Consider the following 22,978-nt stretch of genomic DNA (forward strand, 5'->3'; position numbering starts at 1 on the left):
GTTCCCCTGCCCCCGAGTCGAGGAACCACCGCTACAGCGGCATGGGGGCGGGATCCGCTTCGACACGGTGGCCGAACCTGGCCGCCATCAGCCACGGATGACCGTCACGGACCACACGCGACAGCCCGTCCACCGCCCGCCTGCGCAGTTCGTCGGCACGGGTCGTGGAACCAAGGCCCCTCAGGTCCAGAGCCAGGTTGGCCATGCAGGCCAGCGTCACGGGGTGGGCTTCCCCGGCGATCTCGGTCAGCCCTTCGAGCGCTGTTTCGTCGATCTCGCGTGCCTGTCCGAAGTCCAGGCCCGCGTAACGGTTGTTGGCCCGCCCCAGCATGACCATGAGGGTCACCACATGGCGTGCCCCCAGGGTGGCCTCCAGCCGCTCGGTGGCCTCGTCCGCCAGTCGCTCCGCCGTGTCGAGGTCGCTCCGGGCCCGGTGCGTGGCGGCCAGATTGGCCATGGCCATCAGGGTGTAGGCGTGGTCGGGTCCCAGCCGGTCCCGGAACTGGTCGAGGACCTGCTCACCCAGTGACCGCGAGCCCTCCAGGTCGCGCAGCAGCCGCCGGTCGACGGTCACCTGAAGGGCGGTGGCCAGCGTGTCGGTGTAGTTCGAGCCGTAGCGGACGCTGTACAGGCGCAGCGTCTCCTCGCTCAGGCTCGCCGCTCCTTCCAGGTCCCCGTCCCGGCGCCGGGCGAGCGAGAGCATGCGGGCCGCGGTGAGGGTCTCCGGCGCCTCTTCCCCGTACGTCGCCCGGTAGGTGTCGTACGTCTCCTCCTGCTGCTCCCGGCCACCGTGGTAGTCGCCGCCCTCGAGGATGTCCCAGCCGAGCCCGTTGAGCGTGTTGAGGGTGAGGACATCGGTGGGGCCGTTGAGGAGTTCCCACTGCCGGTGGGTCTCGGTGTCCAGTTCCCTCGCCGTTTCGAAATCGCCGCACAGACGCAGTGCCACGCCGTAACTGTGCGCGGCGAGGAGGGTGTTGAGATCGTCGGGGCCGAACCGGTCACGGGCCAGTTCGACCGCTTCCCGTGCCTGGTCCCGGGCCTCGGTGAAGCGGCCCGCGTAGCACAGGGCGCCCGACATCTGCCACATGGAGTCGATGAGGTCCTCGTCGGGCACACCGACGCGCCGTGAGACGTCCAGGGCTTCCTTGTTGAGGGTGTAGGACTCCCCCACGACGCCGGCTCGACGCAGCAGGAAGCCGAGGATCTTGGCGATGCGGATGACGTGCAGGTTCTCCTCGCCGCTGTCGTGCAGCCAGGCCGTCCAGGCGTCCCTGGCCAGTTCGATCGCGGCGTCGTGGTCACCCCAGTAGTAGAGGTAGAGCACGGTGTCGTAGACCAGTTCCCTCACGTACGTGTCGGTGCTGCGATGCGCCTCGGACGCCTTGATGTGCGGCAGCAGTCGCTGGTAGTCGGGCCACTGGGTGGACTGGGCGTAGTGTCCGGGCCGGTTGCTGGAGAGCAGCAGATGGGCGACCTCGCGCATGGCGGCCCGGCTGTCCGGGTCGAGTTTGGCGAGCAGCACGGTCTGGAGCAGGCGGTGCATCTGGAGAGTGCCGGAGCTGTGGTTGAGCCGTACCAGCGAGAACTGGTTCAGGACCCGGGTCGCGCGGCTGAGGCCGATGCTGTCCGCCAGGACGGGCCGCAGGGCGCCCTCGGTGCCGCCGCCGCGGCCCAGGCGCAGCACGCTCAGCGGTACGGGTTCGGGGGCCATGCAGGCGCACACGTCGAGCAGCCGCCGTGCCCCCGGGTGTTCCCGGGTGAGGTGGTCGAGGGAGATGTCCCAGGCCGCCGCCACCGACACCGGGTAGTCGGGTGAGGGGTCCAGCTCCAGGATCTCGGGCTGGCGGGCGTCGAGCAGTTGCAGGTATTCGTCGATGGCCATGCCGGTGTTGGCATGCCAGGTGCCCGCCTGCTCCACCGCGAGCGGCAGGTCGCCCAGCGCCTCCGCGAGCCGTTCGGCGTCCTGGGGGCTCAGATCGCGGGCGCGGCGCTGGAGCAGCTTGACCGACTCGTCCCGTTTGAAGACGTCGACGGACAGTGGTGTGGCCACCCGCTCCCAGTCGCGGTTGCGCGAGGTGACGATGATCTTGCCGGGGCCGTCGGTGGGGAAATAGGAGCGCACGGAGTCGACGGCCTCCGCGTTGTCGAAGACGAGCAGCCAGTTATCGTAAGGAACGCCTGTTCGAAGCGCCTCGCGGACGGCGGGCACCGCCATGTTCGCCTCCTGGCTGGTGGCGAGGCCGAGCCGGGACGCCAGTTCGGCGAGCGCGCCGAGAATGAGGCTCTCGCTCTCTGCGGGGATCCACCAGATGACGTTGTAGTCGCCGCGGTGCGCGTAGACGTACTCGATCGCGATCTGCGACTTTCCGACGCCGCCCATGCCGTGCAGGGCGTGCGGGAGCACCGCGGCCGTGCTGTCGTCGCGCAGTTGCCTCTCCACATCGGTGAGCAGTTGCTCGCGTCCCGTGAAGTACCGGTTCCGCGGCGGCACGTTGCCCATGATGGCGGGGGCGCGGGCCGCGCCGGAGGGTGGCCGCGCAGGAGGCGGTTCGGGGGCGCGGACGGAGGCCGGCCGCTCTCCGTCCACGGTGGGTGCCAGGTCTTCCGGGAGCTGCGGCGGAGTCTGTTTCATCGGTGACGTGGTCGGATGAGTCGGCACTCCGCCTCCTTGAAATTCGTTCGCCTGTCGCGCCGAGTGACTGCCCACATCGCTGAGATCCTTAACATCAGGATTCACCTGAATGTGGGCATTTGCGTTGATTACGGTGTCCATCAGCCGGGCACGCAGGGCATGTCGCCCCGAGAGCGCGTTGAGGACGGCCCGTTCGAGCCGGACCCGACGGACAGCCGTGGGGTCCGGCAGCTCCGCTTCGAGCGGATCGAGAAGGGCGGCGAGCAGCGCGGCCCCCTCGGTACCGGCCGCCGGCAGTTCACCGAGGACCGTGACGACACGTGCGAGTTGAGACCGGGTACTGGTGGCGAGCAGTGCCTCACGGACCCCGGGCGCGAAGTCCGCGAGGCCCTCGTCCGCCGACGGGCCCTCGTGCCGCGACGGGGCAGGTGCGTCGGGGCAGGCCCCCCAGTCGATGAGGCCGCCCGTCAGCACCTCGGCGATGTCTGCCGGTTCCGCCTCGGGCAGCATCCGGGCGCACAGCTGGCCGATCAGGGTCAGGTCGAAGGGGGCGGCGGCGAGATGTGTGGCCAGACGGCGGGCAACCGGTCCGGCGGCCTCCAGGAACCTGTGCACGGTGGCGCTGGTCGCATACCGGGAGTCGGTGTGCGGCGGCCGTACACCGCGGGCAGGCGTGCCCTTGGCGAGTGCGCCCGCCGGCACGATCGGCAGGACCCGACGCACCCCGTGCCCGCCGCGCACGATGTCGGCCCAGGCCTGGAAGGAACCCTCCTTGAGGGAGAGAACCGGTACCGGGACGATGCCGTCGTCCGCGGCTGGGAAGGGTCGCAGCGGGTTCGGATCCTCCTGCCGGGGCCGGTGTGCGAGCGCCGTGTTGGGGGCGTTGCGGCCGCCCGCCTCCAGGAGGGCCGGATGCGGGTAGAGGGACGAGCGGTGCCGCAGGTGCGGCGGCAGTAGATGGACGACGGCGGTGGGCCCGGCCTGGGCGAGCCTGCTGAGCAGTCGGTCCGCGGCAGGCGCTGCCCAGCCGTGCGCAAGTCCGTCGGTGACCAGCAGGAACACACGCTCGCCCCGGCCGTCGACGAGTTCCCCGGGGGCGGCGGTGGCTCCCGAGTCCCAGCGCACCGACGTACCGCCCTCGGACGAGAGAGACAGACGTGCCGTACGTACGTCCCGGAAGGCCCCGCTGTGACGGGCGGCTGCGGCGAGCGCGGCCACCTCGGGCTCCCAGATGGTCAGCGTGACGCAGCTGTCGGCCAGCAGCACGAGGTCGAGCGCCGTGACCGGGGTGGGGACGAACATGGGCAGCCACAGCCCGTCCGCGAGCCCCTGTTCCGCGGTGGCCTGCTCGTCGAGTTCGACCCCGCTGCGCGAGGGCACCGTGGCGTCGAGCCGGTGCAACGCGCGAGCCAGTGCGGCGGCGAGCCCACGTAAGCGCTCCTGGCGGGGCGGCCGCTCCTCGGCGGGGCCGGCCGGTTCGTCGGGCTCCGGCGGCTCGAAGGACTCGAGCAGTTCGGGAGATACGACAGGAGCACCGCGGCCGAAGGACGGCCCCAGGTCCTTGAACGGGGCCGGCTCGCTTGCCGATAAGGACTGCCTGGCAGGCTGGTCGGGCGCGGGCGCGAGGGGTGGATCCGGTGCCGGCAGCGGCCCCGCGGGGTGTCCCGGAAGACTCTCGGCGGGCGGGCCCGGTGCCGCCGTGCGGCCGAGCCTGATCCAGGTGTCGGTGAGCCAGCCGGCATCGGCCAGGTCCTGCCAGCGCAGCACCTCCTCGGTGTCCCGCCGCGGCAGCGCGGCCTCACCGTCTCCATGCTCCGCGAAAGCCGCGCCGAAGCCCGCATGCTCGTGTGCGGTTCCCGGTGTTGTGGTGCTGTCGTCTGGGGCAGGTGCGCGTTCCCGGGCAAAGCCGTCCATCAGCGGCCCTTCGCAAGGTCGCGCAACAGGGTCTCCACGAGCTTATCCCCGTCCGCACCGGTCGGGAATGCGTGGGAAGCGGAGAGCCTGACGGCATTGAGAAGCTGATCGATGGAGTGGGTGCCGCCCCCTTCGATGCGCTGCAGAAACTGGTCGACGATCCGCTCCGCGCCCTCGGTCGTGGCCTGGAGATGCGCTTCGAGCATGGCGAGCAGCTGGGCACGGCTCGGCGGGCGCAGGTGCAGCGGGAGACAGCGCCTGCGGAAGGCCGCGGGGAACTCCCGCTCTCCGTTGCTCGTGATCACGACGACGGGAAACTCCCGGCACTCGACCCGACCGCCACGGATCACGGCCCGCCCCTCGGGGTCGTCGGTGTACACCTCGACCTCGGGACGATCACTGCGTACCAGTTCGGGTATGTCGTACGCGCCGTTCTCCAGCGCATGCAGAAGATCGTTGGGCAGGTCGATGTCACTCTTGTCGAGCTCGTCGACGAGCAGAATGCGTGGACGCTCATAGGCGAGCAGGGCGGTGCCGAGCGGTCCCAGGGTCACGAAGTCCCCCAGCGGCGGCTGTCGGGGCGGCTGGGCGTCTCCCGCGGCCGGGTCGGTGCCGGCGCCTCGCCAGGAGGCGATGGCCTGGGCGCGGCCGATGGCGTCATAGGCGTACAGACCGTCCTTGAGAACCGTTCGGCTGACGATGCTCCATTGCAGGACGCGGCCGAGACCGAGTTCGCGGGCGATCAAGTAGGCGAGAGTCGACTTGCCCACGCCCGGCGATCCGGTGACCAGGAGCGGACGGCGCAGGATCAGGGCCGCGTTCACCAGGTCGACGCTCTCGTCGTCGAGTTGGCCGACGGACTGCACGGCGCCGAGTCGGCGCACCTCGCCCGCACGGTCCGAGGGCGCGGGATGCTGCAGCGGTTCGCCGCCGAAGGCGCGCCACGGCGGGGCCGGCGGCAGCTTCGGCGCCCCCTCGGCCTCCTTGGGAGGTTCACCCGTGGCGTTGAAGATGCGCCAGGCGGATGCTGTCACATGGTTGTCACGGGCGTTCATTCCGCGAGCTCCTCGTGCTCGGGCGGGTCGAAGTACGCCCCCACCAGCCGGTACGGGTCATCCCAGAACAGAACGATGTGCTCCCCGATGTCCGGGGACTTGTTGAGCGCGGCACGCACCCGCAGTTGCCTGATGGTCTGGGGTATGTGGGACGGAGTGGGCGCGGCAGAGAACACCGCTTGAAGCTGTTCCCTGCTTTCGTGGGAGAAAACGCCCCGGCGATCCCACACGGCGACGCCCACTCCCTCCGCGAGCGCGGAACGCAAGGCCGCGAGCGGTGCGCCGCCCTCGGGGGCATCGAGAAGCACGACGGTGCGCTCGCCGTGCAGCGCCAACTCGGTCTGCCAGTCGGACAGGCGCTCCATGTCGTTCTCGCGCCAGTGATGCACCTGTGCGCCCCCTGCGTGCAGGGCTCGCCACCGCGACCGCCAGAGGGCGAGCTGGATCGGGTCGCCGCCGCGCATCCGCTCCAGGCAGCGCAGATGCACCGGGAACCTCGGGCTGATCGGCAGGCTCGCTCCGTCCCCCGTCTCCAGCGGCAGGGCGGTGACATCGCGGACGAGCCACTCATAGGGCAGGGCGAACTCGATGTAGGGCGGCGGGAGTTCGGGCCCCGCATCCGCATCGTGGGCCTCGGCCCACAGCCGCGCCCCGGCCCTGACGGCGCTCGTCACGGCTTCTGCGAGGCCGTCGGGGGTCGTGGTGCGCGAGCGGCCCTGGCGGGGGTTCCAGCGTCCGGGTACGGGGTTGACCCAGTACTGCACCTCGATGTCCGCGGTGCCGTCCCGGGCCGGGTCGACCATGACGAGGAGGCAGCGGGGGGCTTCGGCTCCGCCGGCCGGCCGGGCGCGGGCGGCCCGGCGGCGTTCGAGCGCCTGGCCGAGTTCGAGCCGCCCGGCGACGGTCGCGGCCAACTCCCGCAAGCGGTCGGCGGGTTCGCCGGGCGGGGTCAGGTCCGCCGCGAGGTCGAGCAGGAGCACGGACGGGGGCAGTCCGTCGGGCTGGTTGTTGAGCGTGAGGGCGCGGCTGAAGAGCTGTCCGATGTCGAGGTCGGGGCTCAGCGGGACGGCCAGTTCACGAATGAGCCCGTCCCGCAGTCGCCGCACGGGTAAGAGAGGGGGCATGGACAGCAGCCGGCGTGCTGCTGCCTGTTCCTCCCAGCCGAGCGGTGCGTCCATACGAAGGTCGGGTCCCGTGTCGGTGTCCTGCCGGACGGGGTCGAGCAGGCATCCGATCTGTGCGGCGACCTCGGCACCCGCGAAGAGTTCCGTCGTCTCCACGAGCGCGTGGACTCCCTGGGACACGCGCAGGGCCGCGCGCACCATACGCGCGATGTCGATGCGGGCATCACCCGTCAGCGTGGCCGCTATGCCGTAGTCCTCGTCCAGGGCTTCGGCGAAGGCGGCGCGGCTGCGTGGGTCGCGCATGCAGGACAGGCCGCAGAGCGCCTCGACAAGCGGCCCGCGCCGGAAATCGGCCGACCCGCCGTCCGCTCGTACCGGCCTCACCCCCGTCGCCACCGACTCATCCCCCGCCAGTCGTTGATACGCGCGACCGAGACGCGAAAGTAACACGCCCACTTCCCGTTGTTCCATCGGTCGTCAGGGATGTCTACCCCGGGGGAACCTGACGGAAAGCGCCGCGACGCCCGCCCGGCGTCCGGTCGGGGACAGTAGGGCGAGCGTCGCGTTCAGTTCCGTACGCCGTTGTACGGGACATTTGTGGAGTGACCCGCAGGTCACCTCTCGTACGGCCGTCAGACCATCAGCGAGCGGTCCGTCGGCTTGATCGGCGCCGGCAGTTCGCTGGCACCGGTCAGGAAGCGGTCGCAGCCGCGGGCGGCCGAGCGGCCCTCCGCGATGGCCCAGACGATGAGGGACTGGCCGCGGCCGGCGTCACCGGCGACGAAGACACCGGGGATGTTGGTCTGGAAGTCGGCGTCGCGGGCGATGTTACCGCGCTCGTCGAGCTCCAGGCCGAACTGGTCGACCAGGCCGTTCTCGCGGTCGGTGCCCGTGAAGCCCATGGCCAGCGTCACCAGCTGGGCGGGGATCTTGCGCTCCGTGCCCGGCTTCGGGGTCAGCTTGCCATCGATGAACTCGACCTCGGTGAGGTGCAGCCACTGGACGTTGCCGTCCTCGTCGCCCTCGAAGTGGGTGGTGGAGACGGAGTAGACCCGCTCGCCGCCCTCCTCGTGCGCGGAGGTGACCTTGTACAGCATCGGGAAGGTCGGCCACGGCTGGTGCGGCGCCCGGTCCTCGCCCGGACGGGGCATGATCTCCAGCTGGGTGACGGACGCCGCGCCCTGGCGGTGGGCGGTGCCCACGCAGTCGGCGCCGGTGTCGCCACCGCCGATGACGACGACGTGCTTGCCCTCGGCCGAGACGGGCGAGGTGACGTAGTCGCCCTCCTGGACCTTGTTGGCCAGCGGCAGGTACTCCATCGCCTGGTAGACGCCCTTGAGCTCACGGCCGGGGACCGGGAGGTCGCGGGCGGTCGTGGCACCGGCGGCGATGACGACCGCGTCGTACCGCTTCTTCAGGTCGGTCGCCTTGAGGTCGCGGCCGATCTCGATGCCGGTACGGAAGCGGGTGCCCTCCGCGCGCATCTGCTCGATACGGCGGTTGATGTGCCGCTTCTCCATCTTGAACTCGGGGATGCCGTAGCGCAGCAGGCCGCCGATGCGGTCCGCGCGCTCGTACACCGCCACCGTGTGACCGGCGCGCGTCAGCTGCTGGGCGGCCGCCAGGCCCGCCGGGCCCGAGCCGATGACCGCGACGGTCTTGCCGGACAGGCGCTCCGGGGCCTGCGGAGCGACGGTGCCCGCGTCCCACGCCTTGTCGATGATCGAGACCTCGACGTTCTTGATGGTCACGGCCGGCTGGTTGATGCCGAGCACGCAGGCCGACTCACAGGGAGCGGGGCACAGCCGGCCCGTGAACTCCGGGAAGTTGTTCGTCGCGTGCAGGCGCTCCGACGCCGCCGCCCAGTCCTCGCGGTAGGCGTAGTCGTTCCACTCGGGGATGAGGTTCCCGAGCGGGCAGCCGTTGTGGCAGAACGGGATGCCGCAGTCCATGCAACGGCTGGCCTGCTTGCTGATGATCGGCAGCAGGGAGCCGGGGACGTAGACCTCGTTCCAGTCCTTCAGACGCACGTCGACCGGGCGGGACTTGGCGACCTCACGGCCGTGGTTCAGGAAGCCCTTCGGGTCAGCCATTGATCGCCGCCTCCATCATCTTCTCGGTGATCTCGGTCTCGGACAGACCGGCTCGCTCGGCGGCGTCCTTGGCGGCGAGCACTGCCTTGTACGTGCTGGGGATGATCTTGCTGAAGCGCTCGACGGCGGTGTCCCACTCGGCGAGGAGCTTCTCGGCGACCGTGGACCCGGTCTCCTCCTGGTGGCGGCGGACCACGTCGTGCAGCCACTGCTTGTCGGTGTCGTCGAGGGCCTCGACGGCGCCGACGTTGCCGACGTTGACGTTGTCCCGGTCGAGGTCGATGACGTACGCGATACCGCCGGACATGCCGGCCGCGAAGTTTCGTCCCGTCTCGCCCAGGACCACCGCGTGGCCACCGGTCATGTACTCGCAGCCGTGGTCGCCCACGCCCTCGGAGACGACCGTCGCACCGGAGTTGCGGACACAGAACCGCTCGCCCGTACGACCGCGCAGGAACAGCTCGCCGCCGGTCGCGCCGTACGCGATGGTGTTGCCCGCGATCGTCGAGTACTCGGCGAGGTGGTCGGCGCCCCGGTCCGGGCGGACGACGACACGGCCGCCGGAGAGGCCCTTGCCGACGTAGTCGTTGGCGTCGCCCTCCAGGCGCAGCGTGACACCGCGCGGCAGGAAGGCACCGAAGGACTGGCCCGCCGAGCCGGTGAAGGTGATGTCGATGGTGTCGTCGGGCAGGCCCGCGCCGCCGAACTTCTTCGTCACCTCGTGGCCGAGCATGGTGCCGACCGTGCGGTTGATGTTGCGGACCTTGACCTGGGCGCGCACCGGCTGGGCGTCGGTCGCGGAGTCCGCGGCCAGCGCGTCGGCGGCGAGCTTGATGAGCTCGTTGTCGAGCGCCTTCTCCAGGCCGTGGTCCTGCTCGATGAGCTGGTGGCGCACCGCGCCCTCGGGCAGCTCGGGCACGTGGAACAGCGGCTCCAGGTCCAGGCCCTGCGCCTTCCAGTGGTCGACGGCACGCGTGACGTCCAGCGTCTCGGCGTGGCCGACGGCCTCCTCGATGGTGCGGAAGCCGAGCTCGGCGAGGATCTCGCGGACCTCTTCGGCGATGTACTGGAAGAAGTTGACGACGTACTCGGCCTTGCCGGAGAACCGGTCGCGCAGCGTCGGGTTCTGGGTGGCGATGCCGACCGGGCAGGTGTCCAGGTGGCAGACGCGCATCATGACGCAGCCGGAGACGACGAGCGGCGCGGTCGCGAAACCGAACTCCTCGGCGCCGAGCAGCGCGGCGATGACGACGTCACGGCCGGTCTTCAGCTGGCCGTCGGTCTGCACGACGATGCGGTCGCGCAGGCCGTTGAGGAGAAGGGTCTGCTGCGTCTCCGCGAGGCCCAGCTCCCAGGGGCCGCCGGCGTGCTTCAGCGACGTCAGCGGCGAGGCACCCGTGCCGCCGTCGTGGCCGGAGATGAGCACCACGTCCGCGTGCGCCTTCGACACACCCGCCGCGACCGTGCCGACGCCGACCTCGGAGACCAGCTTCACGTGAATCCGCGCCTGCGGGTTCGCGTTCTTCAGGTCGTGGATCAGCTGGGCCAGGTCCTCGATGGAGTAGATGTCGTGGTGCGGCGGCGGGGAGATCAGGCCCACGCCCGGTGTCGAGTGACGCGTCTTGGCGACCCACGGGTAGACCTTGTGGCCGGGCAGCTGGCCGCCCTCGCCGGGCTTGGCGCCCTGGGCCATCTTGATCTGGATGTCGTCGGCGTTGACCAGGTACTCGGAGGTGACGCCGAAGCGGCCGGAGGCGACCTGCTTGATCGACGAACGCCGGGCGGGGTCGTACAGACGCTCCGGGTCCTCGCCGCCCTCACCGGTGTTGGACTTGCCGCCCAGCTGGTTCATGGCGATGGCGAGGGTCTCGTGCGCCTCCTTGGAGATGGAGCCGTACGACATGGCGCCGGTGGAGAAGCGCTTGACGATCTCGCTGGCCGGCTCGACCTCGTCGATGGAGATCGAGGGACGGTCCGACTTGAAGCCGAAGAGCCCGCGCAGCGTCATCAGGCGCTCGGACTGCTCGTTCACGCGCTCGGTGTACTTCTTGAAGATGTCGTAGCGGCCGGTGCGCGTGGAGTGCTGGAGGCGGAAGACCGTCTCCGGGTCGAACAGGTGCGGCTCACCCTCGCGACGCCACTGGTACTCGCCGCCTATGTCGAGGGCGCGGTGGGCCGGGGCGATGCCGGAGGCCGGGTACGCCTTGGCGTGGCGGGCGGCGACCTCCTTGGCGATGACGTCGATGCCGACGCCGCCGATCTTGGTGGCCGTGCCGTTGAAGTACTTCTCGACGAAGGCGTCGTCGAGACCGACGGCCTCGAAGACCTGGGCGCCGCGGTAGGAGGCGACCGTCGAGATGCCCATCTTGGACATGACCTTCAACACGCCCTTGCCGAGGGCGTAGATCAGGTTGCGGATGGCCTGCTCGGCCTCGATGTCCGAGAGGAAGGTGCCCGCGCGGACGAGGTCCTCGACGGACTCCATCGCCAGGTACGGGTTGACGGCGGCTGCGCCGTAGCCGATGAGCAGGGCGACGTGGTGGACCTCGCGGACGTCACCGGCCTCGACCAGCAGGCCCACGTGGGTGCGCTGCTTGGTGCGGATGAGGTGGTGGTGGACGGCCGCGGTGAGCAGCAGCGACGGGATCGGCGCGTGCTCGGCGTCCGAGTGGCGGTCCGACAGGACGATCAGCCGGGCGCCGTTGTCGATGGCGGCGTCGGCCTCGGCGCAGATCTCCTCGATGCGCGCGGCCAGCGCGTCACCGCCGCCGTGCACCCGGTACAGACCGGACAGGGTCGCGGCCTTGAAGCCGGGCATGTCGCCGTCGGCGTTGATGTGGATGAGCTTGGCCAGCTCGTCGTTGTCGATCACCGGGAAGGGCAGGGTGACCGAGCGGCAGGAGGCGGCCGTCGGGTCGAGCAGGTTGCCCTGCGGGCCCAGCGAGGAGTGCAGCGAGGTGACGAGCTCCTCGCGGATGGCGTCCAGCGGCGGGTTGGTGACCTGCGCGAACAGCTGGGTGAAGTAGTCGAAGAGCAGCCGCGGGCGGTCGCTCAGCGCGGCGATCGGCGAGTCGGTGCCCATCGAACCGATCGGCTCGGCACCGGCCTTGGCCATCGGCGCGAGGATGACGCGCAGCTCCTCCTCGGTGTAACCGAAGGTCTGCTGGCGGCGGGTGACCGAGGCGTGGGTGTGCACGATGTGCTCACGCTCGGGCAGGTCGGACAGCTCGATCTCGCCGGCTTCCAGCCACTCGGCGTACGGCTTCTCCGCCGCGAGCTGGGCCTTGATCTCGTCGTCCTCGATGATGCGGTGCTCAGCGGTGTCCACGAGGAACATCCGGCCCGGCTGCAGGCGGCCCTTGCGGACGACCTTGGCGGGGTCGATGTCGAGGACGCCGACCTCGGAGCCGAGGACGACGAGGCCGTCGTCGGTGACCCAGTAACGGCCGGGGCGCAGGCCGTTGCGGTCGAGCACGGCGCCGACCTGGGTGCCGTCGGTGAAGGTGACACAGGCCGGGCCGTCCCAGGGCTCCATCATCGTGGAGTGGAACTGGTAGAAGGCGCGCCGGGCCGGGTCCATGGAGTCGTGGTTCTCCCACGCCTCCGGGATCATCATCAGCACGGAGTGCGGCAGCGAGCGGCCGCCGAGGTGGAGCAGCTCCAGCACCTCGTCGAAGGACGCCGAGTCGGAGGCGTCCGGCGTGCACACCGGGAAGATGCGCTCCAGGGCCTTGTCCTCGCTGCCGAACAGGTCGGAGACGAGCTGCGACTCGCGGGCGACCATCCAGTTGCGGTTGCCCTTGACGGTGTTGATCTCACCGTTGTGCGCGACGAAGCGGTAGGGGTGCGCCAGCGGCCACGACGGGAAGGTGTTCGTCGAGAAGCGCGAGTGGACCAGGGCGATGGCCGAGCCGAAGCGACGGTCGGACAGGTCCGGGAAGAAGGGCTCCAGCTGGCCGGTGGTCAGCATGCCCTTGTAGACGATGGTGCGGGCCGACAGCGACGGGAAGTAGACGCCGACCTCGCGCTCGGCGCGCTTGCGCAGCACGAAGGCCTTGCGGTCGAGGGCGATGTCCTTCGAGGAACCGTCCGCGACGAAGACCTGGCGGAAGACGGGCATCGTCGACCGGGCGGTGGCACCGAGCAGCTCGGGCGCGACGGGGACCCCGCGCCAGCCGAGGACGGTGAGGCCCTCCTCGGACGCGATCGTCTCGATCTTCGAGACGGCGTCCTGGGTCCCCTCCTCCGGCAGGAAGGCGGTACCGACGGCGTACGCACCGGCCTCGGGCAGTTCGAACCCGGCCACCTCGCGGAAGAAGGCGTCCGGCACCTGGGACAGGATGCCCGCGCCGTCACCCGAGTCGGGCTCGGAACCGGTGGCACCGCGGTGTTCGAGATTGCGCAGAACGGTGAGCGCCTGCTCGACCAGCGTGTGGCTCGCCTCGCCGGTGAGGGTGGCCACGAAGCCGACGCCACAGGCGTCGTGCTCGTTGCGGGGGTCGTACATACCCTGCGCAGCAGGGCGAGCATCCATGAACGACCAGTTCTGGCCATTCGCGGAGTGCTGGGACGGCTGGCGCGGCGTACGCATCGGCTCTCCCGTCGTCGTCATCTGGCATATGCAAATTGCCGAGGGACGACGTTGGCCCTCTGCGTGAGTGCAAAATTTCGTGCAGGTTACATGATGGGGCGGTTCTCGGGAAGCGGGATAATCCGTTCCATCATGCGGACACCAAGGGTTGCGACAAGGGTTCCGCGCCCATGGCTTGAAGTATGTGGGGACCGAACGAGACAGGTCTATGTCCGTCGATCCGAGGCGGAGGGGGCGTCGTCGCCCACCCCGCGAGTGCGCCGCAGGCGTCATTGCCCACAGCGCTTACGGCTCATGCCCGGTGGTCATGCATCCGAAACCAGCGAGTAACGGCTACTTATGCGGCCCAACGCATAAGTTCCAGCCGAGCTATCCTACGGCCGTTCCGAACCAGCTGCCCAGGGCGTACGTCACACCGGCCGCGGCACCGCCCAGCGCGAGCTGCCGCAGCCCGCTGTACCACCAGGTCCGCGCGGTCACCTTGGTCACGACCGCCCCGCACAGGAACAGCCCGACGAGCGCGAGCAACACGGCAGGCCACAGCGAGGTCGCACCGAGCAGATAGGGCAGTACGGGCAGCAGGGCACCCAGCGCGAAGGACCCGAACGACGAGACGGCCGCGACCAGCGGCGACGGCAGATCACCGGGGTCGATGCCGAGTTCCTCGCGGGCGTGTATCTCCAGGGCCACCTCGGGATCACGGGAGAGCTGCTCGGCGACGGCCCTGGCGAGCCGCGGCTCGACGCCCCGAGCCTCATAGAGCGCCGCGAGCTCGGCCTCCTCGTCCTTCGGGTGCTTTCTCAGCTCCCGGCGCTCGACGTCCAGCTCGGCCTCGACGAGCTCGCGCTGCGAGGCGACGGAGGTGTACTCACCGGCGGCCATGGAGAAGGCGCCGGCGGCGAGCCCCGCGAGCCCGCTCAGCACGATGGTCTGCTGACCGACCGCCCCACCCGCGACACCGGTCATCAGGGCGAGGTTGGAGACCAGGCCGTCCATCGCCCCGAAGACGGCGGGGCGCAGCCAGCCGCCGTTCACATCGCGGTGCGTGTGGTTGTCACGGTGCGCCTCGTGCAGCGCGGCCTCGGTCTCGATGATGGCCATGAGGGTCCCCCAGGGAGCTAGGTAAGGCTGTCTTTAGACTGGTTCTATTCTTCGACAACCCCAAATCTACGCCGGGCATTTCCGTCCCGCCAGCAAGGAAAGGCTGGGCTAACCTGCGGTTTTCCCCTAGGACGCTCATTCGTGCATAGGCCCGCACAGATGCCGACCGGGTGACACTGAGGGCTTCGAGGCTCAGGTCAACCGCCGATGGTGGGACACATCCGCAAAGGGCTCCGCGCCCTGTGCGGAGCCCCCGGAGGAGAGGCCTCGCATGCCATCCATCGCCTGCATCCCCTCGGTTCCGGCGCCCGGAGACGCCGCCGAACTCCGCGAACGGGCGCGCGGCGCACTGCTGGGCCTGGCGGTCGGCGACGCGCTGGGCGCCCCCGCGGAGAACATGAAGCCCTCCGAGATCCGCGCCCGCTGGGGCCGTATCACCGGTTACGTGTCCGACCATCCCTCCGGTACGGACGACACCGAGTACGCGATCTTCTCCGGCCTCCTCCTCGCCCGCCACGGCTCGGCCCTCACCCCGGCCCATGTGGAGGCGGCGTGGCACGAGTGGATCGCGGACCGGGCGGAGGGCCCCTTCCGGGGCGCCGGCTTCAGCGAACGCGGCACGTTGGAGAACCTCCGCCGAGGCCTCGCGGCCCCCATCTCCGCCCAGCACCGCCACGCCTGGAGCGACGGCCTCGCCATGCGGGCGGCCCCCTTCGGCGTCTTCGCGGCGGGCCGCCCGGCGGAGGCGGCCCGCCTGGTGGCGATCGACGGCTCGGTGAGCCACGACGGCGAGGGCATCTACGGCGGCCAGGCGGTCGCGGCGGGCGTGGCGGCGGCGATGGCGGGGGCGCCGACGATCGCCGTGGTCGCCTCGGCCCTGGCGGTGGTCCCGGACGACTCCTGGACGGCCCGCTCCCTGCGCCGGGCGGTGGCGGTGGCCCACCGCGGCGAACGCGCCGTCCGCTCCGCGGTCGTCATCGGCGGCTACCCCTGGACCGACCTGGCCCCCGAGGCGGTCGCGCTGGCCTTCGGGGCGTACGCGGCGGCGGACGGCGACTTCGTCCAGGCGGTCCTCACGGCCGTGAACATGGGGCGCGACGCGGACACGACGGCAGCGGTGGCGGGCGCGCTGGCCGGGGCGACACAGGGCGCGTCGGCGATCCCGACGGAGTGGGCGGCGGCGATCGGCACGGCACGGGGCAGCTGCCTGCCGTCGATGGCCGGCCACCACGTCCTGGACGTGGCGGAGCTGCTGGTACCGGGCGAGGACAGGAAGTGGGTGACGGCAGGCCTCACGGCAGCCGAGGCCCCGACGTCCCGCACGGCGGCCCGACGATGAGGCCACCGAACCCTTGGGACGAGGGCACCCCAACGACAACCGCCCCCGAAGCCGAGCCCACACTCCTGACCCAGCCACCCGAGTCCACGACCACCGACGGCACGACTCTTGCACCACCACCGGAACCCACGACCACCGACAGCCCAACCCTCACACCACCACCCGAACCCACGACGCCCGACACCACGCCCCTCACACCACCACCCGAACCCACGACGCCCGACACCACGCCCCTCACACCACCACCCGAACCCGCGGCCGCCGACAGGACGACTTCCGCACCACCACCCGAACCCACGACCACCGACAGGACGACTTCCGCACCACCGCACGAACCCGCGGCCGCCGACGGCGAGCAGGCCCCACTGGGGCCACCCGCACCCGACGACGAATCCCGCACGGGCGGTGCGGGTGGGAAACAAAGGGCCGAAGGCGAAGCCGAGGCCGACATGGCGCACCCTCCGGAGAGCAACCGCACCCTCGGCCTCCTGCTGGGCCTAGCCGCAGGCGACGCGGCCGGTTGGCCCGCCGCCCGCCACAGAGCCGCCCGCATGCCGGACTGGACCCGCCGCCTCACCCGCGAACTCGACACCTTCGCCGAACACAACGCCACCACCACCCTCCCCGTCCCCATCGCCCTCAACCAACCCCCCGAACCCCTCCGCCTGGGCCCCTCCGACGACGCCGAATGGGCAGCCTTCGCGGCAGAAGCCGTACTCCGGGCCGGCGACGACACCGCCCTCGGCGACCTCAGCCGAGAACGCCGCACCCGAGCCGCCATCGACCTCACCTGGAGCGCCGTGGCCGGCGAAGTAGCCGCCGCAGCGGACCGCGCCCCCGAGGTCGAGTCGGCCATCCTCCCCCTCCGCGCCCGTATCTCCGTCCGCGCCGGCCTCGGCAACCTCGCCGCCGGTCTGCGCCCACCCGCCACCGGCCATGACAACCCGCACTACTTCGACGACGCGGCCTGCGTCAGGGCCTGCGTCCTCGCCGTGGCCCACCCCGGCGACCCCCACCGCGCCGCCGACCTCGCCGAGTTCGACGCCCGCTACACCCAGGACGGCGACGGCGTACACGGCGCCCGGGCGATGGCGGCGGCCGTGGCCCTGGCCCTGACCGGCGCGAACGCCACGGCCTGCGTGACAGCAGCCCTCTCCGAACTCCCCGAGGAGACGGAGATCGGCCGCAACACCCGCCACGCACTGCACCTCGCGCACTCCGCCGACAGCGCCTTCGCCCTCATCCCCCTCCTCGAACACCAGATCGTCGACCACGTCTACAGCTACGGCATCGCCGCCGCCGAAACGGTCCCGGTCGCCCTGGCCCTCACGGTCGCCGCGAACGGCCGTATCGCCGAGGCGGTCCCCGCGGCGGCGTGCCTGTCCCGGGTCGCCGACTCGGCACCGGCCCTGGCGGGCGCACTGACCGGCGCGCTGGGCGGCGATACGTCCATCCCGGCGACCTGGCGCGAGGCATGCCGCACCCTCTCCGGCTGTGTCCTCCCCCGGCTCACCGGCACCGACCTGGTGGAACTCGCCGAACTCCTGGAAGCCACGCAACCGGCCCGACCAGGAGGATGATTCGGGGCATGACGCCCAAAGCAGAAGAAAGCAGTGGACCGCGTCTGGATGAGCGGATCACCGGCGCCCTGGTCGGCGCGGCGGTCGGCGACGCCCTCGGCGGGCCGGTGGAGGGCTACTCCCCCGACCAGATCCTCCAGCGCCACGGCGGCCGGGTCCACGGCATCGTCGGCCCCTGGAACGGCGACGACTGGCGCACGGCCCGCCCCATCGCGCCGTACCACAAGGGCGACGGACACGTCACCGACGACACCTTGATGACCCACGCGCTGGTACGGGCGTACGCCACGGTCCGCGACCACCTCGACGCGTACGCGCTCGCCGACCACCTGGTCCCGGACCTGATGACCAACCCGCGCTGGATCCCGGAGCTGGAGGCGGAGGCCCTCCCCCTGCACCGTGTCTTCCTGGCGGAGAAATGGCTGGTGACCCGCCTCCACTACGGCCATGTGGACCCGCGGGAGGCGGGCGTCGGCAACATCGTCAACTGCGGCGCCGCGATGTACATGGCCCCGGTCGGCCTGGTCAACGCGGCCGACCCGAGGGCCGCGTACGCCGAGGCCCTGGACATCGCGGGCGCGCACCAGTCGTCGTACGGCCGTGAGGCGGCGGGTGTCCTCGCGGCGGCGGTGGCTGCGGCGTGCACCCCCGGGGCGACACCGGACTCGGTCGTCTCGGCCTGTCTGTCCCTGGCGAAGGACGGGACGCGGGCGGCGATCGAGACGGTCTGCGACACGGCCGGCCGGTACACGGACTTCGAGTCGGCCCTCGCCCCGCTCCGGGCGGCGGTCACCCCGTACGACACGGTGGGCCCCGACTACCGGCAGCCCTCCCTCGGGGCCCGTCGCCCCTCCCGGCTGCACGCCGTCGAGGAACTCCCCGTGGCCCTGGGCATGTTGGTGGTCGCGAACGGCGACTTCCGCCACGCCGTCCTGGGCGCGGTGAACTACGGCCGTGACTGCGACTCGATCGCGACGATGGCCGGCGCCGTGGCCGGTGCGCTGGGCTCGCCGGTCCCCGAGGACTGGTCGAAGGAGGTCGCGGAGGCCAGCCGCCTCGACCTGTGGGAGCCGCCCCGCACGCTGACCGAGGTGGCGAGGGAGATCCACGCCCGGGACGTGGACCGCCGCCGGGCCCACGAAGCGGCGTTCACCGGGCTGGAGGGCCGGCCATGCTCCGACTGACCTGGGTCCAGCCGGAGGACCTGCTCGGCCACGAGCTGCGCCAGGCGGCTCTGGACGGCCGGGAGCCGTCGAGGATCGCGGAGAGGTGGCGGGCGGCGGGCGGCGAGGAGGCACCGCTGCGGGCCGGGGCGTCGACGGAACCGGCGTCGAGGTATCTGCGGACGCTGGCGGAGGACCTGCTGGACGAACTGGCGGACCTGCCCGGTCGGTTGACGGATGACGAGCCGACGGACCTGGAGGCGATCAAGTCGCTGTGCCCGGACTGGCCGCCCCCTGCCGTCACCTCCACGGCACCCCCGACACCCCCCGCACCCGCCCGCTACGAAGCCGCCTGGCTCGGCCGGGCCGTCGGCTGCCTCCTGGGCAAACCCGTGGAGAAGCTGTCCCTGGAAGCCATCCGCCACCTGGCCGGATCCACCGGCAACTGGCCCCTGACCACCTACTTCACCGCCCGTGGCGTCCCCGCGGACCTCCTTGCCGCCCACCCCTGGAACCGCCGCTCGGCCGCCACCTCCCTCGCCGAGAACATCGACGGCATGCCCGAGGACGACGACCTCAACTACCCCCTCCTCAACCTCCTCCTGCTCCAGCGCCACGGCAGGGCCTTCAGCACCACGGACGTGGCCCGCCTCTGGCTCGACGAACTGCCGGCGGGCCGCACCTTCACCGCCGAACGCGTCGCCTACCGCAATCTCCTCACCGGCATCGAACCCCCGCACACGGCCCGCCACCGCAACCCCTTCCGCGAGTGGATCGGCGCCCTGATCCGCGCGGACGTCCACGGCTGGACCAACCCCGGCGACCCGGCCGCCGCGGCCGAACAGGCCTACCGCGACGCCGCCCTCACCCACACCGCCAACGGCGTCTACGCGGCGATGTTCACGGCGGCCGTCATCGCACAGGCGGCGACAGCGACCGGCCCCCACGCCGTCCACGCCTGCCTGCGCACCGGTCTCACGGTGATCCCTCCGAACTCCCGTCTGGCCCGGGCCGTCCACCACGCCGTCGAACTGGCCCGCACCCACACCGATTTCGACACGGTCATCGACACGCTCCACGCCGCCCACGCGCCCACCCACCACTGGGTGCACGCCGTCCCCAACACCTCCCTGATCGCCGCCGCGCTCACGCACGCAGACGGCGACTTCACGGGCTCCATCTGCCGTGCCGTGTCGGGCGGTTGGGACACCGACTCCAACGGCGCGACGGCCGGCGGCGTCGCCGCCCTCCTCGCCGGATCCCCCGCCGCGCTCCCGGACCGCTGGACGGCTCCCCTCAAGAACCGCCTCGCCACCTCGGTCGCCGACTTCAACGGCACCGGCTTCGACGCACTGGCCCACCTCACCCATGAGCTCACGCCCCCGGAGGCCACACGCCCATGACCGATATCGTCGTGCTCGGCAGCACGAACATGGACCTCGTCACCTATGTCGCGAAAGCCCCGCAGCGCGGCGAGACCGTGACGGGACGGGAGTTCCGAACGGTCCCCGGCGGCAAGGGCGCCAACCAGGCCATCGCCGCCGCCCGCGCCGGCGGCAACGTCTCGATGATCGGCGCCGTCGGGAACGACGCCTTCGGCACCCGTCTGCGCTCCACCCTGGAGCAATCCGGCGTGGACACCGACGACCTGCGCACCGTCGAGGGTCCGTCCGGCACCGCGCACATCGTCGTGGACGACGAGGGCGGCAACGCCATCGTCGTGATCCCCGGCGCGAACGGCACCCTCGACCACCTCAGCCCCGGCGACGAGGGCGTCATCGCCTCCGCCGAAACCCTGCTGCTCCAGCTGGAGATCCCGATCGCCGCGGTCCTCGCCGGCGCCCAGGCGGCCCGCCGCCACGACGTCCGTACGATCCTCACGCCGTCCCCCGCCCAGCCCCTGCCGGACGAGCTCTTCGCCGCCGTGGACCTGTTGGTGCCGAACGAGCACGAGGCCACCACCCTCACCGGCCGCACCGACCCCCGGGAGGCCGCCGTCGGACTGCTCGACCTGGTGCCCGCGGTCGTCGTCACCCTGGGCGCGGCCGGCAGCCTGTACGTCAGCCGGGACACCGATCCGGTGACCGTGCCCGCCCCGGAGGTCACCGCCGTCGACTCGACCGGTGCCGGCGACACCTTCGTCGGCGCCCTCGCGGTGGCGCTCGGCGAAGGGCGGCCCATGCGCGACGCCCTGGCCTGGGCGGCGGAGGCTGCCGCGCTGTCGGTGCAGCGGGAGGGCGCCACGGTGTCGATGCCGTACCGCCCCGAGATCGAGGAGCGACACACGTCATGAACGCGCCCGGAACCCGGCCCGCCGACGCCCCGCTGACCGGCCTGCGCGTCCTCGACCTCGCCACCCTGTTCGCCGGACCCCTCGCCGCCACGATGCTCGGCGACTTCGGTGCGGAGGTGGTCAAGGTCGAGCACCCCGAGAAACCGGACCCCTCCCGGGGGCACGGCCCGTCGAAGGACGGCGTGGGCCTGTGGTGGAAGGTGCTCGGCCGCAACAAGCGCACGATCACCCTGAACCTCTCCAAGCCCGGCGGACGCGCCACCCTCCTCCGCCTGGCCGCGACCGCGGACGTCGTCATCGAGAACTTCCGCCCCGGGACGCTGGAGAAGTGGGACCTCGGCTGGCCGGAGCTCTCCGCCGCCAACCCCCGGCTGATCCTCACCCGCGTCACCGGCTTCGGCCAGTTCGGTCCCTCCGCCCACCGCCCCGGCTTCGGCACCCTCGCCGAGGCGATGAGCGGCTTCGCCGCGCTCACCGGCGAACCGGACGCGCCCCCGACCCTGCCGCCCTTCGGCCTGGCCGACTCCATCGCGGGCCTCGCGACCGCGTACGCGGTGATGACGGCACTGGCCGCGCGCGAGCGCACCGGCGAGGGCCAGGTCGTCGACATGGCGCTCATCGAGCCGATGCTGCTGGCCCTCGGCCCCCAGCCCACCTGGTACGACCAGCTCGGCTACGTCCAGGAACGCACCGGCAACCGCTCCGCCAACAACGCCCCGCGCAACACCTACCGCACCGCCGACGGCACCTGGGTCGCCGTCTCCACCTCGGCCCAGTCGATCGCCGAGCGCGTGATGCACCTGGTAGGACGTCCCGACCTGATCGACGAACCCTGGTTCGCGACCGGCGCCGACCGGGCCCGCCACGCCGACGTCCTCGACAAGGCCGTCGGCGACTGGATCGCCCGCCACACCCGCGCAGACGTCCTCGCCGCCTTCGAGAAGGCGGAGGCCGCGGTCGCCCCGATCCAGGACGTACGGGACGTGATGACCGACCCCCAGTACGCGGCCCTCGGCACCATCACCACCGTCGACGACCCCGAGCTGGGTCCGCTGCGCATGCAGAACGTCCTGTTCCGTCTCTCCGCCACCCCCGGCACCATCCGCTGGGCGGGCCGCCCGCATGGCGCGGACAGCGCCGAGATCCTCACCGGCCTGGGCCTGAGCCCCGCCGAACTGGCGGCGCTGCGCGAGGAGGGCAGCCTGTGACACGGTTCCCGCTGACCTGGCTGTACGCCCCCGGCGACCGCCCCCATGTGGTGGCCAAGGCCCTGACGTCCGGCGCCGACATCGTCATCGTCGACCTGGAGGACGCGGTCGCCCCCGACCGCAAGGACTACGCCCGGTCGGCCACCGCCGAACTGCTCGCCGAACCGGACCACCCCGTCCCCGTGCACGTCCGCGTGAACGCCCTGGACACCCAGGCGGCGGCGAAGGACCTGGAGGCACTGGCCACCCGTCCCGGCCTGTCCGGCATCCGGCTGCCCAAGGTGCGCTCCGCCGACCAGATCGTGCGCCTCGCGGAGACCACCCCGCCGAGCGCGGGCGGCGCCCCATCGCTTTACGCCCTGCTGGAGTCGGCCCTGGGCATCGAGCGGGCGTACGCCATCGCCTCCGCCCACCCGTCCCTGCGCGGCATCGCCCTCGGCGAGGCGGACCTACGGGCCGACCTGGGCATCCGGGGTGACGCGGGGCTCGACTGGTCCCGCTCCCGCGTGGTCGTGGCGGCCAGGGCGGCGGGCCTGCCGCCACCGCCCCAGACGGTCCATCCCGACATCCGTGACCTGGAGGGCCTCGCGGCGACCTGCGCCCACGGCCGTACCCTCGGCTTCCTCGGCCGGGCGGCCATCCACCCCCGCCAGCTCCCGGTGATCGAACGGGCCTACCTCCCCACGGAGGAGGAGCTGGAACACGCGGAGACGATCATCAAGGCGGCGGCGACGAACCAGGGCGCCCAGGCCCTGCCGGACGGCAGCTTCATCGACGCGGCGGTGGTGGCGACGGCCCAGCGGACCCTGTCCCTGGTCCGCCGAGGCTGACCCCGTTCCTTCCCATCGCCCACACACAACGGAGGGCGCCCGGTAAGCACCGAGC

General features: G+C 71.5%; 13 protein-coding genes. 7 read left to right on the forward strand and 6 right to left on the reverse strand.

Features of this window, described 5'->3' with window-relative positions:
* Positions 1-31: 31 nt before the first annotated feature.
* The 6 genes from fxsT to ACZ4UU_RS01760 all read right to left on the reverse strand — a co-directional run bounded on the left by fxsT (position 32) and on the right by ACZ4UU_RS01760 (position 14,510).
* Positions 32-4,546, reverse strand: a complete 4,515-nt coding sequence (gene fxsT, locus ACZ4UU_RS01735) for an FxSxx-COOH system tetratricopeptide repeat protein (RefSeq protein WP_468035928.1) — start codon at positions 4,544-4,546, stop codon at positions 32-34.
* Positions 4,546-5,601, reverse strand: coding sequence for an AAA family ATPase (locus ACZ4UU_RS01740; protein ID WP_468035929.1), 1,056 nt, complete (start codon positions 5,599-5,601; stop codon positions 4,546-4,548). The genes fxsT and ACZ4UU_RS01740 overlap by 1 nt, the downstream gene beginning before the upstream one ends.
* Positions 5,598-7,196: a VMAP-C domain-containing protein gene (locus ACZ4UU_RS01745; RefSeq protein WP_468035930.1), complete on the reverse strand. Its 1,599-nt coding sequence runs from the start codon at positions 7,194-7,196 to the stop codon at positions 5,598-5,600. The genes ACZ4UU_RS01740 and ACZ4UU_RS01745 overlap by 4 nt, the downstream gene beginning before the upstream one ends.
* Before the next feature lie 161 nt (positions 7,197-7,357).
* A complete protein-coding gene (locus ACZ4UU_RS01750; protein WP_468035931.1) occupies positions 7,358-8,818 on the reverse strand; it encodes a glutamate synthase subunit beta in 1,461 nt (486 codons plus the stop codon).
* Entirely contained in the window at positions 8,811-13,409 is a 4,599-nt protein-coding gene (gene gltB / locus ACZ4UU_RS01755) for a glutamate synthase large subunit (protein ID WP_468036394.1), read from the reverse strand. The genes ACZ4UU_RS01750 and gltB overlap by 8 nt, the downstream gene beginning before the upstream one ends.
* A 369-nt stretch (positions 13,410-13,778) precedes the next feature.
* Entirely contained in the window at positions 13,779-14,510 is a 732-nt protein-coding gene (locus tag ACZ4UU_RS01760) for a VIT1/CCC1 transporter family protein (RefSeq protein ID WP_468035932.1), read from the reverse strand.
* A 271-nt stretch (positions 14,511-14,781) separates the two neighbouring features.
* Between ACZ4UU_RS01760 and ACZ4UU_RS01765 the strand changes: the two genes are divergently transcribed.
* The 7 genes from ACZ4UU_RS01765 to ACZ4UU_RS01795 all read left to right on the forward strand — a co-directional run bounded on the left by ACZ4UU_RS01765 (position 14,782) and on the right by ACZ4UU_RS01795 (position 22,923).
* On the forward strand, positions 14,782-15,849 hold the full coding sequence (locus ACZ4UU_RS01765) for an ADP-ribosylglycohydrolase family protein (RefSeq protein ID WP_468035933.1): 1,068 nt from the start codon (positions 14,782-14,784) through the stop codon (positions 15,847-15,849).
* A gap of 449 nt (positions 15,850-16,298) precedes the next feature.
* Positions 16,299-17,429 carry an ADP-ribosylglycohydrolase family protein gene (locus ACZ4UU_RS01770; RefSeq protein WP_468035934.1) on the forward strand — a complete coding sequence of 377 codons (1,131 nt, stop codon included), beginning with the start codon at positions 16,299-16,301 and terminating at the stop codon, positions 17,427-17,429.
* Between the two features lie 8 nt (positions 17,430-17,437).
* On the forward strand, positions 17,438-18,613 hold the full coding sequence (locus tag ACZ4UU_RS01775) for an ADP-ribosylglycohydrolase family protein (RefSeq protein WP_468035935.1): 1,176 nt from the start codon (positions 17,438-17,440) through the stop codon (positions 18,611-18,613).
* Positions 18,601-19,995, forward strand: coding sequence for an ADP-ribosylglycohydrolase family protein (locus ACZ4UU_RS01780; RefSeq protein WP_468035936.1), 1,395 nt, complete (start codon positions 18,601-18,603; stop codon positions 19,993-19,995). Before ACZ4UU_RS01775 ends, ACZ4UU_RS01780 begins: the two co-directional genes overlap by 13 nt.
* Positions 19,992-20,885 carry a ribokinase gene (gene rbsK, locus ACZ4UU_RS01785; protein ID WP_468035937.1) on the forward strand — a complete coding sequence of 298 codons (894 nt, stop codon included), beginning with the start codon at positions 19,992-19,994 and terminating at the stop codon, positions 20,883-20,885. The genes ACZ4UU_RS01780 and rbsK overlap by 4 nt, the downstream gene beginning before the upstream one ends.
* Positions 20,882-22,093, forward strand: a complete 1,212-nt coding sequence (locus ACZ4UU_RS01790; protein ID WP_468035938.1) for a CaiB/BaiF CoA transferase family protein — start codon at positions 20,882-20,884, stop codon at positions 22,091-22,093. Before rbsK ends, ACZ4UU_RS01790 begins: the two co-directional genes overlap by 4 nt.
* On the forward strand, positions 22,090-22,923 hold the full coding sequence (locus ACZ4UU_RS01795) for an HpcH/HpaI aldolase/citrate lyase family protein (RefSeq protein WP_468035939.1): 834 nt from the start codon (positions 22,090-22,092) through the stop codon (positions 22,921-22,923). The genes ACZ4UU_RS01790 and ACZ4UU_RS01795 overlap by 4 nt, the downstream gene beginning before the upstream one ends.
* Positions 22,924-22,978 lie beyond the last annotated feature (55 nt).

Source organism: Streptomyces sp. NPDC028907 (assembly GCF_055564995.1).

What these genes read in the sequence shown, in the direction of transcription:
- fxsT (WP_468035928.1), bottom strand. Translation starts at nt 4,546, where the DNA reads ATGGACGGCTTTGCCCGGGAACGCGCACCTGCCCCAGACGACAGCACC.
- ACZ4UU_RS01740 (WP_468035929.1), bottom strand. Translation starts at nt 5,601, where the DNA reads ATGAACGCCCGTGACAACCATGTGACAGCATCCGCCTGGCGCATCTTC.
- ACZ4UU_RS01745 (WP_468035930.1), bottom strand. Translation starts at nt 7,196, where the DNA reads ATGGAACAACGGGAAGTGGGCGTGTTACTTTCGCGTCTCGGTCGCGCG.
- ACZ4UU_RS01750 (WP_468035931.1), bottom strand. Translation starts at nt 8,818, where the DNA reads ATGGCTGACCCGAAGGGCTTCCTGAACCACGGCCGTGAGGTCGCCAAG.
- gltB (WP_468036394.1), bottom strand. Translation starts at nt 13,409, where the DNA reads ATGCGTACGCCGCGCCAGCCGTCCCAGCACTCCGCGAATGGCCAGAAC.
- ACZ4UU_RS01760 (WP_468035932.1), bottom strand. Translation starts at nt 14,510, where the DNA reads ATGGCCATCATCGAGACCGAGGCCGCGCTGCACGAGGCGCACCGTGAC.
- ACZ4UU_RS01765 (WP_468035933.1), top strand. Translation starts at nt 14,782, where the DNA reads ATGCCATCCATCGCCTGCATCCCCTCGGTTCCGGCGCCCGGAGACGCC.
- ACZ4UU_RS01770 (WP_468035934.1), top strand. Translation starts at nt 16,299, where the DNA reads ATGGCGCACCCTCCGGAGAGCAACCGCACCCTCGGCCTCCTGCTGGGC.
- ACZ4UU_RS01775 (WP_468035935.1), top strand. Translation starts at nt 17,438, where the DNA reads ATGACGCCCAAAGCAGAAGAAAGCAGTGGACCGCGTCTGGATGAGCGG.
- ACZ4UU_RS01780 (WP_468035936.1), top strand. Translation starts at nt 18,601, where the DNA reads ATGCTCCGACTGACCTGGGTCCAGCCGGAGGACCTGCTCGGCCACGAG.
- rbsK (WP_468035937.1), top strand. Translation starts at nt 19,992, where the DNA reads ATGACCGATATCGTCGTGCTCGGCAGCACGAACATGGACCTCGTCACC.
- ACZ4UU_RS01790 (WP_468035938.1), top strand. Translation starts at nt 20,882, where the DNA reads ATGAACGCGCCCGGAACCCGGCCCGCCGACGCCCCGCTGACCGGCCTG.